13 protein-coding genes and 3 tRNA genes are annotated in these 15,286 nt (G+C 45.7%); 8 read left to right on the forward strand and 8 right to left on the reverse strand.

Annotation, left to right across the window (positions count from 1 at the left end; all coding sequences use genetic code 11):
* The first annotated feature begins 67 nt into the window (after positions 1 to 67).
* The 3 genes from K0O23_RS10320 to thiL all read left to right on the forward strand — a co-directional run bounded on the left by K0O23_RS10320 (position 68) and on the right by thiL (position 3,957).
* On the forward strand, positions 68 to 496 hold the full coding sequence (locus K0O23_RS10320; RefSeq protein ID WP_219877346.1) for a GNAT family N-acetyltransferase: 429 nt from the start codon (positions 68 to 70) through the stop codon (positions 494 to 496).
* Positions 496 to 2,604, forward strand: coding sequence for a ComEC/Rec2 family competence protein (locus tag K0O23_RS10325; protein WP_219877347.1), 2,109 nt, complete (start codon positions 496 to 498; stop codon positions 2,602 to 2,604). Before K0O23_RS10320 ends, K0O23_RS10325 begins: the two co-directional genes overlap by 1 nt.
* A 327-nt stretch (positions 2,605 to 2,931) precedes the next feature.
* Positions 2,932 to 3,957 carry a thiamine-phosphate kinase gene (gene thiL / locus K0O23_RS10330; protein ID WP_219877348.1) on the forward strand — a complete coding sequence of 342 codons (1,026 nt, stop codon included), beginning with the start codon at positions 2,932 to 2,934 and terminating at the stop codon, positions 3,955 to 3,957.
* A gap of 150 nt (positions 3,958 to 4,107) precedes the next feature.
* Here the strand turns inward: thiL and K0O23_RS10335 are convergent, their stop codons facing one another.
* The gene (locus K0O23_RS10335; protein WP_219877349.1) at positions 4,108 to 4,476 is read right to left on the reverse strand and encodes a hypothetical protein; all 369 of its coding nucleotides are present in this window, start codon (positions 4,474 to 4,476) and stop codon (positions 4,108 to 4,110) included.
* Between the two features lie 6 nt (positions 4,477 to 4,482).
* A complete protein-coding gene (rlmD, locus tag K0O23_RS10340; RefSeq protein ID WP_219877458.1) occupies positions 4,483 to 5,835 on the reverse strand; it encodes a 23S rRNA (uracil(1939)-C(5))-methyltransferase RlmD in 1,353 nt (450 codons plus the stop codon).
* 471 nt (positions 5,836 to 6,306) lie between these two features.
* Here rlmD and K0O23_RS10345 point away from each other — a divergent pair, with 471 nt between their 5' ends.
* Positions 6,307 to 7,116: an SDR family oxidoreductase gene (locus K0O23_RS10345; protein ID WP_219877350.1), complete on the forward strand. Its 810-nt coding sequence runs from the start codon at positions 6,307 to 6,309 to the stop codon at positions 7,114 to 7,116.
* 118 nt (positions 7,117 to 7,234) lie between these two features.
* On the opposite strand, the gene K0O23_RS10350 is transcribed toward K0O23_RS10345, so the two are convergent.
* Positions 7,235 to 8,509 (reverse strand): hypothetical protein, encoded by a 1,275-nt coding sequence (locus K0O23_RS10350; protein ID WP_219877351.1) that lies wholly within the window; start codon positions 8,507 to 8,509, stop codon positions 7,235 to 7,237.
* 201 nt (positions 8,510 to 8,710) lie between these two features.
* Positions 8,711 to 9,448, reverse strand: a complete 738-nt coding sequence (locus K0O23_RS10355) for an SH3 domain-containing protein (protein ID WP_219877352.1) — start codon at positions 9,446 to 9,448, stop codon at positions 8,711 to 8,713.
* A gap of 69 nt (positions 9,449 to 9,517) precedes the next feature.
* Between K0O23_RS10355 and K0O23_RS10360 the strand changes: the two genes are divergently transcribed.
* A tRNA-Lys gene (locus K0O23_RS10360) sits at positions 9,518 to 9,590 on the forward strand.
* A gap of 141 nt (positions 9,591 to 9,731) precedes the next feature.
* Positions 9,732 to 9,804: transfer RNA gene (locus tag K0O23_RS10365), tRNA-Lys, on the forward strand.
* Between the two features lie 60 nt (positions 9,805 to 9,864).
* Here K0O23_RS10365 and K0O23_RS10370 read toward each other — a convergent pair.
* The gene (locus K0O23_RS10370; protein ID WP_219877353.1) at positions 9,865 to 10,026 is read right to left on the reverse strand and encodes a hypothetical protein; all 162 of its coding nucleotides are present in this window, start codon (positions 10,024 to 10,026) and stop codon (positions 9,865 to 9,867) included.
* 304 nt (positions 10,027 to 10,330) lie between these two features.
* On the opposite strand from K0O23_RS10370, the gene K0O23_RS10375 reads away from it, so the two are divergent.
* Positions 10,331 to 10,945 carry a DUF4403 family protein gene (locus K0O23_RS10375; RefSeq protein ID WP_219877354.1) on the forward strand — a complete coding sequence of 205 codons (615 nt, stop codon included), beginning with the start codon at positions 10,331 to 10,333 and terminating at the stop codon, positions 10,943 to 10,945.
* A 70-nt stretch (positions 10,946 to 11,015) separates the two neighbouring features.
* On the opposite strand, the gene K0O23_RS10380 is transcribed toward K0O23_RS10375, so the two are convergent.
* A complete protein-coding gene (locus K0O23_RS10380; protein WP_219877355.1) occupies positions 11,016 to 12,377 on the reverse strand; it encodes a hypothetical protein in 1,362 nt (453 codons plus the stop codon).
* Between the two features lie 93 nt (positions 12,378 to 12,470).
* Positions 12,471 to 13,229, reverse strand: a complete 759-nt coding sequence (locus tag K0O23_RS10385) for an ABC transporter ATP-binding protein (protein ID WP_219877356.1) — start codon at positions 13,227 to 13,229, stop codon at positions 12,471 to 12,473.
* A 358-nt stretch (positions 13,230 to 13,587) separates the two neighbouring features.
* Here K0O23_RS10385 and K0O23_RS10390 point away from each other — a divergent pair.
* A tRNA-Leu gene (locus K0O23_RS10390) sits at positions 13,588 to 13,669 on the forward strand.
* 33 nt (positions 13,670 to 13,702) lie between these two features.
* Here the strand turns inward: K0O23_RS10390 and K0O23_RS10395 are convergent.
* Positions 13,703 to 15,274 carry an NFACT RNA binding domain-containing protein gene (locus K0O23_RS10395; protein ID WP_219877357.1) on the reverse strand — a complete coding sequence of 524 codons (1,572 nt, stop codon included), beginning with the start codon at positions 15,272 to 15,274 and terminating at the stop codon, positions 13,703 to 13,705.
* Positions 15,275 to 15,286: the final 12 nt, after the last annotated feature.

Below are 15,286 nucleotides of genomic sequence, written 5' to 3' on the forward strand. Positions count from 1 at the left end.
ATAGAGACGCAATATTTTGCGTCTCTAAATTTTTTGTACACGTTTACCCTATTTTATACTTTACAGCATGATCACGCTGAAACGAGTTAATAGCCAGGAAGATTTAAAAGCTGCCCATACTGTGCGAGAGCAGGTGTTTGTACTGGAGCAGAACGTGCCACGCGAGGCGGAATGTGACCAGTACGAGGCTACTGCCAAACATTACCTGGCCATGTATGATGATGTGCCTTGCGGCGCTGCCCGTTGGCGCGAAACAGAGCAGGGCATAAAGTTGGAGCGTTTTGCTGTACTGCAGCCTTATCGCAACAAAAACATTGGTGCCCACGTGCTGCAAGCTGTTCTGGAAGATGTATTGGCAAACCATGCTGATAAAAAAATTTACCTGAATGCCCAGTTGCCTGCAGTAAACTTTTACAAGCGCCATGGCTTTATAACAGAAGGCGAGATGTTCAGTGAGTGTGCTATTGATCACTATAAAATGGTTTACAAAGGCTGATGCTGAAGTGGGCGCCATATCCGTTTGTGCGCGTCACGCTTAGCTTTATAGCAGGCATATTGCTTTACATTACTTTGGGCAAGGAGTTCAGGTATAGTCTTGAGCTGCTTGCCTTTTTCTTTCTAGCCTTCGTTATAGCGGCTATACTTTCTAAAAAGTATAAATCCGGGTTTGCCACCGATTTGGCCGGTATACTTGGTTTGCTCAGCTTTTTTGCTGCAGGCTTGTTTACAACACATTACCGCACGGCTACCCATCAAGCGCAGCACCTGATCCATTTAAGCGAAGCCCCGGCATACTACGTGGGTGTGGTAGAAGATTATGTGCTGCAAAAGCCCAGTTACCAGAGCACAGTGCTACAAGTGGAGCATGTAAACCTAAACGGGGAATGGCAGCAGGCATCTGGCAAAGTACAGCTATCGGTGCCACACGATACGGAACGGCAGTATGAACTGGCCTATGGCGACAGGCTTTTAATTAAAGGAGCACCGCAACCTGTTGCTCCGCCTGCAAACCCTGCACAGTTTAACTACAGCCAATACCTGGCTAACAAAAACATTTACCACCAGCATTATCTGCAAACGTATCAATACCAGAAATTAGGCAGCGAACCAGGTTCTGGTATTTTATACTTTAGCATACAGCTTCGCCGGCAGATGGATAACCTCTTGCAAAACCGGCTGGACAAGCAGCGGGAGTATGGCATTTCGTCGGCGCTTATACTTGGCGTAAAAGACGAACTGGACAACAGTATTCGGAATGCCTACGCGCAAACAGGCACCATGCACGTGCTGGCTGTATCGGGTTTGCATGTAGGCTTGATCTTTTCGGTGCTCATGCTGGTATTGGCGCGGTTTAACCGAACTGGCCGTGAACGGTTTTTGGGAGCCATACTTACGCTGACCATACTTTGGCTGTATGCTTTTATTACCGGACTTTCACCGTCTGTACTTCGGGCAGTGCTGATGTTTAGCCTTGTAACCATTGGCCTGGCCCTGCGGCGAAATACCGATATTTACAACACGGTAAGTATTGCTGCGCTGGTGCTGCTGTTCATCAACCCTTATAACCTGCTTGAGGTGGGGTTTCAGTTGTCGTTTGTGGCAGTGCTGGGAATTGTGTACCTGCAGCCCCGATTTTACAATTTACTGGAAATCAATAATTGGTTTCTGGATAAAGTATGGGCACTGTTTACGGTGGCTATTGCCGCGCAGGTGGCTACGCTACCCATAGGTCTTTTTTACTTCCATCAGTTTCCGGTATACTTCTGGCTGGCCAATGTGGTGGTAGTGCCGCTAGCAACTTTTGTGCTGTGGTCGGGTGTGGCAGCGCTTGCCTTAAATTGGATTCCGGGCTTAAGCTGGCTGCTGTTTAAGATACACTTCGGCTTTATCTGGTGCATGAACGAGTTTAATCTGTGGGTGCAGCAGCTCCCGCAATCTATTATCAATGGTATCGACATTACCCTATTCCAGACTATACTTTTATACTTGCTGTTACTGGCGTTTATACTTTTTATGGCGCTAAAGAAACTACGCTATCTAAGTATAGCTGTAAGTATAATTGCCATACTATCGGTGCAACAGGTTTTGGAGACAGTACAGCAACGCGAGCAAAACATACAGGCAGTTTATACCCTGCGCGGCAGTACTGGCTTACTGGTACTTAATGGGCAAGCGGCAATGTTGGTAGCTGACTCTGCTTTACTTCAAAACAATGGAAATTATACTTTTAACGTACAGCCACACCTGTGGCAACGGGGAGTGCAGGAACCAAAGTTTGTATCGCTGGAGCAAAGTATAAAAACTGGTATCTCTTCACAGCTTTTAGCAGACGGTAATCAACTACTTGTAGCAAACGGTAAGCGCTGGCTTATACTTTCTAAACCGCTTTTGGTGCAGCCATCAGGTAATTTTGTAGTGGATTCTATACTTCTGCGGCGAAACGTGAAAGTGAAACCGGAGGCATTGCAAGCTTATACTTTTGATAAAGTTATACTTGATGGTTCTAACAGCCTCTGGTACAGGGAGCAAAAGCGGAAGGAATTAAAAGCTGCTGGTATTGCTTTTCATGATGTGATGGAGGCTGGGGCTTTTGTGGTGGAGTAAGCTTTCCAACCACCCCTGCCTTTTTACCTCACCCCAGCCCTTTCCTAACAACAGGAGAGGGTGCCCTGGCACTACAGTTTTGTATTGTCTGGTAATTAGATTGATCCCTTAAAGCAGAAATTCCCCTCTTGAGAGGGGTAGGGGTGTGTTTTGCTCAGTAGCTGCTGCTTAACCTCCCTTCCACCAAGATCCTTTAAGGATGACAGGAAAATAAGTAAAATCAACTCCCTCTCTTGTTTTTAGGAGAGGGCTGGGGTGAGGTTATATCACCCACTTTAGCACAAACAAACGCTTTTACTTACCTTTGTACCTCCAAAACGAGAAACTATGAGTGACTATACCCCATTAAGCGAAGTAGGCGAGTTTGGCCTGATCAGGTTGATAAACGAGAAGATCGAGCTAAACAACCTATCCACTATAAAAGGAATCGGTGACGATGCGGCCATACTTGAGCCAGGCGAAAAGCAGATTGTAGTATCGAGTGACATGCTGCTAGAGGGCGTGCACTTTGACCTGACCTTTTGCCCGCTAAAGCACTTAGGTTACAAAGCTGTGGCTGTAAATGTATCTGATATTGCGGCTATGAACGCTAAGCCTACGCAGATAACAGTGAACATTGCCCTTGGTGCTCGCTATACAGTAGAGGCTGTGGAAGAGCTTTATGAAGGCATTAGATTAGCCTGCGACAATTACAAAGTAGACCTGGTTGGCGGCGACACGACGTCGTCTCATGCTGGTTTGGTGATAAGCGTGACTGCGATAGGAGAGATAGCCAAAGGTGAAGCAGTGCTTCGCAACGGCGCTAAAGTAAATGATTTGATCTGTGTAACCGGCGACCTGGGCGCTGCTTACATGGGCTTACAGATTTTAGAGCGTGAAAAGCAGGCATTTATGGCCAATCCGGAAATGCAGCCGGAGCTGGAGAGCAAGCAATACATTGTGGGCCGCCAGCTGCGGCCTGAAGCGCGTATGGATGTAGTATACGACCTGAAAGAGCGTGGCATTAAACCAACCTCTATGATCGATATTTCGGATGGACTGGCATCGGAGCTGTTTCATATCTGTAAGCAGTCTGGGGTAGGGGCAACAGTTTACAAAGACAACCTGCCAGCCGATGAGCAGATGCTGCAAACGGCACTTGAGTTTAACATCGACCCATTAACCTGCATCATGAACGGCGGTGAAGATTACGAACTGCTGTTTACAGTACCGCTTACAGATCACGAAAAGCTAAAAAACCACCCTGACATCAGCATCATCGGTGTGATTACCGAAGAGAGCGAAGGTATAAACCTAGCTACGAAGCATGGTAACTCTTATCCGCTTAAAGCACAGGGCTGGAGTCACTTTTAATGTTCTGTTGACAAAGGATTGTTTGACAAAGGAGATTGTTATATTTCTGAAACAGGGAAGGCAGCTACTACAGCTGCCTTCCCTGTTTTAATATACATTGGTTTATCTTTTCCTAATGAAATCGTTAGCAGAGCTAGTCGCTTGTAAAAATCAATCCTCCGGAAAAGGTATAAACACGAAATTCTGGAAATCACCGTCTACCACGAACAGGCAGCAGAACTCGTCGGGGTCTTTAAAGGCAGATTTAAACTCTTCGACCTTTTCAGGCATTACGAGTTGGCGCTGCACAAAATCCTCTAAATAGGAGGCGTTGATGTGCCAGTCCAGGGCTACTTCTTCTTTTGCCAGGAAAATTGAGCCAACCGGCACCTGCGTGCGGCTGAAAACAAAGATCGGGTAATCTGAAATTTTACGCTTACGCACCTGGTAAGACGCTTCTCTTAATGTCTCGGCTACTACCACAAAATCCTGGGAGATAGTGCCTAGATATTTGCCATTTAATTCCGGATCGTTTTCCATATTGGATTATTTAGCAGTTAACAGTACTATATTTTCTACGTGGTGCGTCTGTGGGAACATATCCACTGGCTGCACACGGCTTACATCATACTTTTCGGATAGCAGTTCCAGGTCGCGCGCTTGCGTGGCAGGGTTGCAGCTTACATACACAATGCGGTTCGGGTGCACCTGCAGTAGCTTCTCTACTACATCCTGGTGCATACCTGCACGCGGAGGGTCTGTGATCACAACATCCGGCCTTCCATGACGCTCAATCAACTCATCCGAAAGTATGTCTTTCATATCACCGGCATAAAACGTGGTATTGGTTATGTTGTTGATCTGAGAGTTGATCTTAGCATCCTCGATGGCGCTAGGCACATATTCTATACCAATTACCTCGCGGGCCTGCTTTGCTACAAAGTTAGCAATGGTGCCGGCTCCGGTATACAGGTCGTACACCAGTTCGTTGCCGGTTAATGCAGCCAGGTCGCGGGTAAGCCTGTAAAGTTCGTAAGCCTGATCGGCATTAGTCTGGTAGAAAGACTTAGGACCTACACGGAATTTGATGCCTTCCATCTCCTCGTGAATGTATGGCAGGCCTTTGTAGCATACAACCTCCAGGTCGTGGTAGGTTTCGTTGCCTTTTGAGTTTACCACATACTGCAGCGAAGTAATTTCCGGGAAAGTAGTTGCCAAATGCTCCATCAGGGCAGCCATTTCCTCCGGTCTGTCCTCGTACACCTGCACAATCACCATCAGTTCGCCGGTGTTGGCCGTACGGATGATCAGGTTGCGCATGTAGCCTTCCTGCTTCACAATATCAAAAAACGGCAGATCATGCTCTTTTGCATACTTTCTAACTTCCAGGCGGATCGCGTTCGATGGGTCTGGCTGCAGGTAGCAATGCTTGATGTCAAGGATCTTATCGAAGCGGCCAGGGATGTGGAAGCCAAGCGCATCGCGGTCAAACTCCTGCCCCGACTGAATTTGCTCGTTGGTAAGCCAGCTGGTATTGGAGAAAGTATACTCTAGTTTGTTGCGGTAGTAGCGGGTTTTCTCGGAACCAAGTATGGGATCGAACTCAGGCAGGGCAACTTTGCCAATGCGCTCCAGGTTGTCTTTTACCTGTTTCTGCTTATAGTGCAGCTGTGTGTCGTAACTGATGTGTTGCCACTTACAGCCTCCACATACACCAAAATGCTCACAAAACGGCTCAACACGCAGCTCAGAATATTCTCTGAACGCTACAGGCACCGCCTCCATAAAGCTTTTCTTTTTGCGGGTAACACGTAGGTCTACTACGTCGCCGGGAGCTACGCCACCCACAAAAATAACCATGTTGTCGTGGCGAGCCAGGCATTTGCCCTCGGCCACCATGTCCTCGATTCTAATATTCTCGAGTATCGGTAATTTCTTTTTATGCTTATTTCTCACAATGCTGCAAAAGTACGAAAATATGAGGTAGGTTTCGTTATTGGTTATTTGTTGTTCGTTGTTCGAATGTAGAGACGCAATACTTTGCGTCTTTTCTGCACAAGGCAGTGCCTTTTAACGTTCGCAATAGCAGACATCTCAAAGTATAAAGTATGGTTCACGGAAGTCTGCAGACTTCACATCATGACAAGTCACAAGTCACGCTATTGCCTAAGACTTGCGCCAGGAAAGGGAAGATTACATTTCCCAATAACGAATAACCAGCAACCAATAACTAAACATATCGCTCTGTTGCAGACAAGACGCAAAGTATTGCGTCTCTACATTCGAACAACGAATAACCATTCAACAATTAAACCAATCAGCAATTAAATATATCTTTGCAACTACACTAACATCAGGACCAAAGTATAAATGAAAGATAAGGTTGTTTTAATTACAGGCGCAACATCGGGTATAGGCAAGGCATTGGCATTTGCATTTGGCAGGGAAGGAGCTAAAATTGCTTTCTCAGGTCGTAAGCAGGCCGGCCTAAACGAAACGGCAGCAGAACTATCGGCAGCAGGTATAGACAATCTGGCGATACAGGCTGATGTAAGTATAGAGGGAGATTGTGAGCGCATGGTGCAGGAAACCGTGAACAAGTATGGCCGCCTGGATATCCTTATCAATAATGCCGGTATCTCGATGCGTGCTTTGTTCGAAGATCTTGATCTGAATGTATTGCGCCAGGTAATGGACATAAACTTCTGGGGTACGGTGTATAGCACCAAGTATGCGCTGCCCTACATCAAGTCTGCCAAGGGCTCCATTATCGGGATCTCATCCATTGCCGGTTACAGAGGTTTGCCTGCCCGCACCGGTTACTCAGCCTCTAAATTTGCCATGCACGGCTTCCTGGAAACGCTTCGCACTGAACTGCTATACTCTGGTGTGCATGTGTTGCTGGCCTGCCCGGGCTTTACAGCTTCTAATATCCGTAACACGGCATTGGCTGCAGATGGCCAGCAGCAGGGCGAAACACCGCGCGAAGAACAAAAGATGATGAGCGCCGAAGAGGTGGCAGACAGAATATTAACCGCCACCAAAAAACGTAAGCGCGACCTGGTAATGACCACGCAGGGCAAAATGGCGGTGTGGGTTAACAAGCTCTTCCCGAGCCTGGCTGATAAGCTGGTGTATAATGTAATGGCGAAGGAAAAAGATTCTCCGCTAAAGAGGTAGTTCGTTATTGGTTGTTAGTTATTGGTTATTTGCCAATCAAAACTAGGGTTAATCATTAAAAGCTCAGCAAAAATCGAATTTAAGAACTAATAACCACTAACTAACAACCAATAACCAATTAGTAAAAGTACATCATACCTCCGCCTCCATTAAAGCGAGGGTTAACTACGTTGTTAAAAATTGAGCCGAATCTGTAACGAATACCAAAGTTAAAGTAAAAGTCGTAGTTTGAGTTTAGCTGGCGGCGGCGGGTTAGAAGGTCTTCGTCAGAAACGGTTCCCTTTATAATATTTAGCTGGTCGTGCTGAATGGCATAATATCCACCCACGTTAAATGAAAGGCCTTTTACAAGCCTGATATCTGCATAGCCTGAGAAAGACACCCGTTTTTTGTCAAAGTCGTGGAAGTAATGGCTGTAAGAAGTAGAGCCGCTTAGCTGTCCCCATTTCTGGTTAAGACTTACATCTAAAGACAGGCTCTGCTGAAAACGGAGTTCCTCCATCTCTGAGAAAATGGTCTCTTCTTTGTAATTGAAATAGCGCGGCCCAACTTTATACATTAATCCCACATATTTGTTGTTAGACTCTGAGTAAGGAAAGAAGTTGTATTCTATAGCTGGAGTTACAGCCAGGTTTAACTGGTAGTTGTTGTAGTCAGAGTTTTGTGCGCTAATATAGCCACCCGCAGAAAGCCGATCCGTAACAGACCACACCGTTGTATTGTTAAAGCTGTAGCTTCTGTTAGTATACTTAAACTCCTCGTCTCCCTGCCCGAACCGGTTGTTATTCTCACTAGCATTTACAGAAAGGCTGGTTTTCATTTTGTCTGTAACCCTGTTGGCGCTGATGTTACCGGACAGGCTGTTATTAGAGTAGTTTTTGTCGCCGCTAAAGTAGCCGCGCACGTTTAGGTTAAATACCCAGAAGTTCCAGGGATCATCGGTTGGGGCTGTTGCTATATCGTTTTTCTGCTCCTCCGACTTAAAAGAAATAAGCAGGTCTTTTGCTTTGTCGGTTTTCAGCAGGTAGGGGAGAAGGCCTAACTTTATCTTCTCAATAGCCTCTTTGCGGTCTTCGTCGTCGGTGGCTGTGGCTTGCCTGATATAAGATTTTGTATCAACTATTCCCTCAAACTTGCCCTGTCCCTCAAACTGAAGCTTATACTCACGTCCGCCGCTGCCTGTAGACTGGGAGGTGATAAGCACATATACATTGGCTTCAAAGCGATCGTTAACATAATCTACAAAGTTAAGTTCGCGCTTAATGAAATCAGAGTCGCAGTACGTTTGGCAATCCAGAAACACCCGAAGATTATCGAATTTAGCTGTAGGAGCCTGCGCATGGGCTGTAAAAATACAGAGCACGAATGCGAGTAGGAGTAAAGCTGTTTTCATTTAAATAATGTTAGGTTAAGTATACAATGTAAATATAGGAAGTAGCTAATGTAAGATAAGCAAATATGGTAATATTTTATGACAGGTTTTGAGTAGCGCGTACCACTGAACAACCACCATCGAACCTAGGGCCCTATAGCAGATAAGACGCAAGGCGTTGCGCCTCTGCAAAATACGAATAAAGAATAGCCAATAACGAAACTAGGGCAGTTCCAGCAGGTTGCTCTTGCGGATGTATGCTTTGGAGCCTTTCCACCTGATCTCAAACCAGATGTCCTGCTCGCCGGTGATGGGTACCTTGTGGCCCTGTGAGGCAGTAGCCAACCATGATGCTCCGGCAGACGGGGCAGACATGATAGCTACATTGTTATTCCGGATAATGCCGGCATCGCCAAGGTTAAGAAAGTTAATGTAGTAAAGTATAAACAGCAGATAAAGTATAAAGCCGATCTTGAATTGCTTTGAAAAGCGATGCCCTTTTCGCCAGCTAAAGAACATGATGGTTACAGATACGACGGCAGCCAGTAGCATCAGCTCCAGTATGCGCATGTAATGTTTGTTAAACTGCGTTTTAAAGAACTGCAGGTCGTTGTACTCGTATCCCTGCAAGCGGTGAGCCTGGGCAAGCTCTTCCATTTTTTTGAGGGTAGACCGGCTGGGCTCCTTGGTGTAGAACATGTGCAGGTAATACATAGCCCCTGTATAATCGCGCAAGCCCTCTTTGATATAGGCCATCTTCAGGAGCATTTGCGGTGAATATACCTGCTGGTTATGCAGCACATCCTCGTATAAGCCTAGTGCCTCAGAGTAATGCTGCTTCAGGAACAAAGAATCTGCTTTAATAAGTGCAGAATTATCTGCCTGAGAATAAGCTGGTTTTGCAAAAAGCGTTAAAAAAACTAGTACAAACGCTGATATTTTGAACCAAAGATTTTGCATTTAAACAGATGGTTGTTACTTTTGCATCGCAATTCAGGGAAACGTCCTTGAGAATGCAAGTTAGTAAAAGATTCTGTAGCTCAGCTGGTAGAGCAATACACTTTTAATGTATGGGTCCTGGGTTCGAATCCCAGCGGGATCACAAATGAGAGCTAAAGCCTTTCTTAACCGGAAAGGCTTTTCCTTTCTACTTTTACAACAACAGGCAAAGCCAGAAAATTTATTTTGCAGTTTAAAATAAAACTTCTAATTTTGCCCTCCCGAACAACGGGAAAACAGTACCGATTCTGTAGCTCAGCTGGTAGAGCAATACACTTTTAATGTATGGGTCCTGGGTTCGAATCCCAGCGGGATCACTAAAAGAAAGCCACTCCGATAAAGGGTGGCTTTCTTGCTTTTTATACTTTCTGTCCGAGCTAACCATCCTGCTGCTTTATTATCTTTAAACCTAGCCCGATCAGGCCCAGCATCACATCTTCCGATAAATTCTTCTCCGCTCTAAGCATTGCCCAATCGTCTGCGATCTCCACTACCATGCCTGGTGTGTTATCTAAGGCTGCGATCAGTTGCTTTGGCACATTATATAGGATAACATCAGGATATAGGATAACATCAGGATCTTCGCCGGTTAAATGATAATTGCTGCTGAAGCCCGGATAAGAAACCAGGTCCGGAAAACACGTTTTTGATTATACTTTAAGACGCTCAGGCTGCCTAAGATGTGGCAAGAATGCTGGCATTGCTTATCTCTAATCAGGCGGAATTAGTCATAACTGGCAAGGTGTTCTAAAAGCTTTTCCCTATTTTTAGGCATCTTAATAATTGGCAGGCGGCTAAATGCCAGTCTCTCTCTTTTACTAGAATCTGCCGCACACTTAAACTATGGAGAACGCAATCAGTATCCGAATACCAATATCAGTGAGCTATCCGGCTATAGAAGATGTGCTGAAGAAGCAGATGGTTGGTGAGTTTATTCCCAGGCCGGAAGAAGACAGCCAGGAGCCCCCATATGCTCAAATACTGGACGTAGGGATTGCCAAGAGCAGTACCGGCCCCAATGATGTTATACTTGCCGTTAAAATGCGGGTGCTCCGTACCATGCTGAAACGGGACCAGGTTGACCTGTATGTGCAGGCCACGCTAGACTACGACTCTGCAACAGAACAGCTATTTGTGCAGCGGTTTAAACTGGAGTCCAGAACATCCAGCGGTTTCTACAATACAGCACTGGAAGTGCTGGCAAATAAGGTTGCTTATAACCAGATTCTAAAGAAAACCAGATTCGACCTAAGGCAAATCATCTCTAAAGAACTGGAGAAGGCAAACGGCATGCTAGACAAAGGGCTTGAACTGAAGGGTTTTAAACTAATAGGAAGGGTAGAGGCCGTACGTGTGCAGGAAATTGCGCTGCAGCAAGCCCGTGCAACTGTTTTACTGGAGATTCAGGGCGACCTGGAAGCAGATATTTTTGATTTGCTCAGCTTGATGCCAGCTTAGTAGCCGCCTTTTTATCAGCAATAAAAGAAAATCCCCGGTTGCACTTAAACTCGCAGCCAGGGATTTTATACTATGCCTCTGTTTTAAAGAGCGTTTCGAAGAGTTTATACTTGTAGCTTGGATACTCCTTCAGCACAGCTGCCAGGGCAAAGAACATCATCCCGATCAATACCGGGTAGATCAGGTAAAGTATAGGGTGCAACAGAGGCAGAAATAACATGGCATAGAGTGCCATTCCCAAGAAGTTATAAAAGTAGGACGACTTTGCTTCGAAGCTGAATAAGCCGCCTTTGATCGCTTTAGGGCTAATAATGGAAACGATGATGCCAAATGGTGTAAGCAGCAATACAGAGCCAATATACACCGCCACAATAAAAAGTGCATTCTGGTGGTTGAAGAGCATCACATACAGGAATGTAAGCACAGCATCCATCATCAGCGGAACGCGTAGGGGCAGCAAACTCGCTTTCAGGAAATCAACGTAGTTGCCGCTGGTGCGCTCTATCGACAGCCACAGGTTTTTATAGAAGCCCCAGGCATTGTTAAACACATAAGTATAGATAACCATAGGGCCTACAAAGATCCACATCACCATATTTTTGTCGAAGATGTGTGTCCCTGTTTTGTAAGCCGAGAATGCATCAACAGCCAGGAAAAAGCCTTTAAACACCAACCCGAAAAGAATCATTTGCTTGGCCAGCTTATGGTTTTTGAATAAGCGCCAGCCCAGGCTTCGGCGCGCGTTGCTGCTATAAGATACCTCACGTCGCTTAGGCTCGGCAGCAGCCTGCTCAACAAAAAAATTAGCGATGATTAAAGAGCTCAGGCTTGCCAGGTGCACGATCAAGTATAACCACTCATCGGAGGCATTATACATTGGCACACGGGCCTGCAAAGCGATAAAACCGCTTGCCAGCACAACTGCCGATGCAAAGTTTATACTTAGCCATCTCATGCGCCGCTCCACAAACACCTGTAGCGAGCGCAGCGTGACATGTGCCGTCAGCATAACCAGCATACTTTGCAGCAAATGCAGAAAAGTATACTCCGGCGACATCAGGAACAGTAGTATCAGGAAATTGACAAGTATAAAATAGAACGGCGATACCAACTCTACAATAAACTCTGTACTGAACTTTTGGAGCGCTTTTACCGGGTAAATGCGCTGTATAATGTTAGCCTTTGGAATATAAGCCGGGAAAAAGCCACGAAGTATAATAATAGCCAGCAAAAACAGGTTTGCATATTGCAATACCTGCTGCACCCCCGGGTTTATACCGCCATGGTGTGCTTTGGTAAGTAAAAAAGAGAAAAGCCATGCATAAAATGCAGCACCAACAATGCCCAGCGAAAGAAGCAGCACACGCAGCATCTTTTTTTGCCTGAAAAAGCTGTTTATGCGTGCACGGCAAGAAAATATGATCAGATCCATGTAATCTAGTTAAGAGTTTAGAGCCATGAGCCAAGGGTTATTAAAAGGAAAGATCGGCGCTTTACTTTCTACCCTCAACTTTTAACTTTTCACTTAAGTGAGCATCCAGTCGATGTTGGTTTCGGTGGTGTGGTGCGGTAACAGTAACTGGAACAGGGCCTGGTCTATCAGGTTTTCGCCGTTCATGGTAAACTCCTGCACCGAGCCGTTATACATCAGCTGGCCGTCGTTAAGCACCCCAATATGCGTGGCAACTTTCTCCACGTAGTTAAGGTCATGCGACGAGATAAGCACCACTCTGTTAGGTGTACTGTAGTTTCGGATAAGGTTTACCAGCAGCTGCGCGGCAATCGGATCGAGGCCTGTAAATGGCTCGTCGAGGATAAGTATACCTGGTTTATGAAGTATGGCCGCGGCGATGCCCACTTTCTTTTTCATACCGGTAGAGTAGCCGGCAATGTTCTTGTGCAACGACTCCTTATCAGTGAAAAAGTAATTGGTGAGGCTTGTGATCCGCTCTTCCGCTTCTGCGGCAGTAAGCTTGTACAGCTTGGCTACAAAATTTAAGTACTCCAGGCCAGTAAATTCTTCGATCAAAGGGTTGTCTTCGCAAAGGGCACCAACATTTCGTTTAACCGCAAGCGAATCTTTGTGGTAATCCTGGCCGAACAGGCTAATGGTGCCGCTGTCTGGTTGTACTAGATCAAGAATACAGTTCAGGAAAGTGCTTTTGCCAACCCCGTTCTTACCTAAAAGGCAGTAACATTGTCCTTGTTCAACAGTAATATTCAGGTTTTGCAGTACCTGCTTCTTCCCGTATGCTTTTGTTAGTTCTTTGATCTCTAAGCTCATATACCTCTGAAACTAAAACGCCAATTCCTTAATACCCAAACAATTGTATTTTAATAAAGTTAAGGGTTAGCTACAATTTGTCCTAATTATTGATGAAAAAGCACTCAGGTTTTCGCAGGTGTTTAAAGTATAGCTCAATAATTACTTGTTGTAGTTAGTTTCTGAACAAGCATTTAGGCTAAGATGGTTTCTGAAATACAGAATAATCCAATATTATTTTATGATGACGATGTAAGCTGCTGATACTCTACCAGAAAGGTGGCTTGGTTTGTATAAATACAAGTTAAAAAGTAAAGCTGTAGCCGGTATTGTTGCATATATCGGTACGGGTATTTACTTTTGCATCCACCTTTTACCTGCGCACGTGGTGAAATTGGTAGACACGCCATCTTGAGGGGGTGGTGCCTTCGGGTGTGGGAGTTCGAATCTCCCCGCGCGCACTTTACAGTAGCCGTAGCTTTAATTAGTTACGGCTATTTTCTTTTCTCAAAAGGATTCTCAGGCTTTACAAGTATAACTTTCTCACGTTCTACCACAACAGCGCCGGGGGCAGCGCCTTTAGGTTTTCTTACCCATTTCTTGGGCGTATATATTACCGGGCAAAGCGAATCGCTTTTACGTTTGCTATAGTATGCGGCCAGTTGAGCTGCTTTCTCGAGCACTGTGGCAGGTACAGTTTTGCCAGCCTGGTGTTTTATGATCACATGAGAGCCGGAAACATCTTTAGCGTGTAGCCACAGGTCTTCTTTGTAGGAATGGCGTTGGGTAAGCTCGTCGTTGTTCTTTGCACTTTTGCCCACCAGTATTTTATAGCCCTCCGTCTCAAATACCCGGAAAGGTACTTCCTGTAGCGCCTGTTGCTTGCTTACCAGTAACGGCGCATATTCCCGTAAAAACAGCTTTAGCTTTTTGTAGTCGTTTGCCTCTAAGAGTGCCTGCAGCGCATCTTCAAGTATAATTGCCTCTTCCAGTTTCCGCTCTGCCTTCTCTTCCAGCTGCTGTACTTCTACGTGCTGGTTTTTGGCTTTGCGGTAAAGGCGCTCTGCATACTTCTGTGGCGTTTCGCCTTGCTTTAAAGTATAAATGCGGGTTTGATCGGTGTAAAAATCATAAAGCTCAATCTCTGTGGCACGTGGCGGAATATTGGTAAGGTTAGCCATGATCACGTCAGCTGTCTGAGAGTAGGATTTGTTGTGCTTCAGTTCTTTTATCTTCGCTTCTGATTGCTCGAGCACAGTTTTGGTTACGTGCAGTTTGCGCTCCAGTTGTTGCTTTGCCTGGGTGTGCTGCCGCTCATAACCGGTTTCGGATAAGTATAAACGGGTATAGGCATTTAGCGCCTCCAGCGGATTTGTATAAGTATAAATTATCTCGCCAATTGGTAACAACGACAGTCGCAGCTTATCCTCCAGCCTGATAATGTAGTAAGCCTCAGGAGCCAGAAGCACATCCAGCATGCTTTGCACCAGTTCCCATTTCTGCTCCAGGGTCTGTTCCCCGTATTTTTGCGTTGCTAAGTATAAAACCGGTAGTTCGCCAAAGGTGGGGTATACTTTTTTGATATCTCCGTTAGCAGTTGCAAAGGCCTCGTAGTTTTGTTGCAGAGGGCGGTGCATCTGCAGCGGGTCTAGGTCGGCATCAGCTCCGAATTTTTTCCGGAAAAGCTCCACTGGCTCACCGTGCTGAAAAAGTATAATGTTGGAGCGGTTACCGAAAAGCTTGAACAGAAGTATAAACCCATCGGTAAGTTTGAGGTAAAAGCTGCGTTCGTTCTGGTGTTGTACTACTTCCTGCACTGTTTGTCCCTGCATAGCCTGCATCAGCTCCATGGTGTTAGCACGTGCCCTTTTAAAATCGCTGGGGAAGGATAGGGAGGTAAACTGTGAGGTGAGCAGGGCACGGATATAGAACTCCTTCTCATCGCTGGCAAAGCCAAGTACAAGTTCCCCTTTATTTTGGGTAAAAGCTGTAATTGCCTTCATGCCCACGAGCTTGTAGCCAAGCTCAGTGGTTAATTGCCGTAAAAAGTAGTAGTTCTGGTGCATGTTTTTTTAGAC

This window comes from Pontibacter aydingkolensis (genome assembly GCF_019443125.1).
Lineage (GTDB): Bacteria > Bacteroidota > Bacteroidia > Cytophagales > Hymenobacteraceae > Pontibacter > Pontibacter aydingkolensis.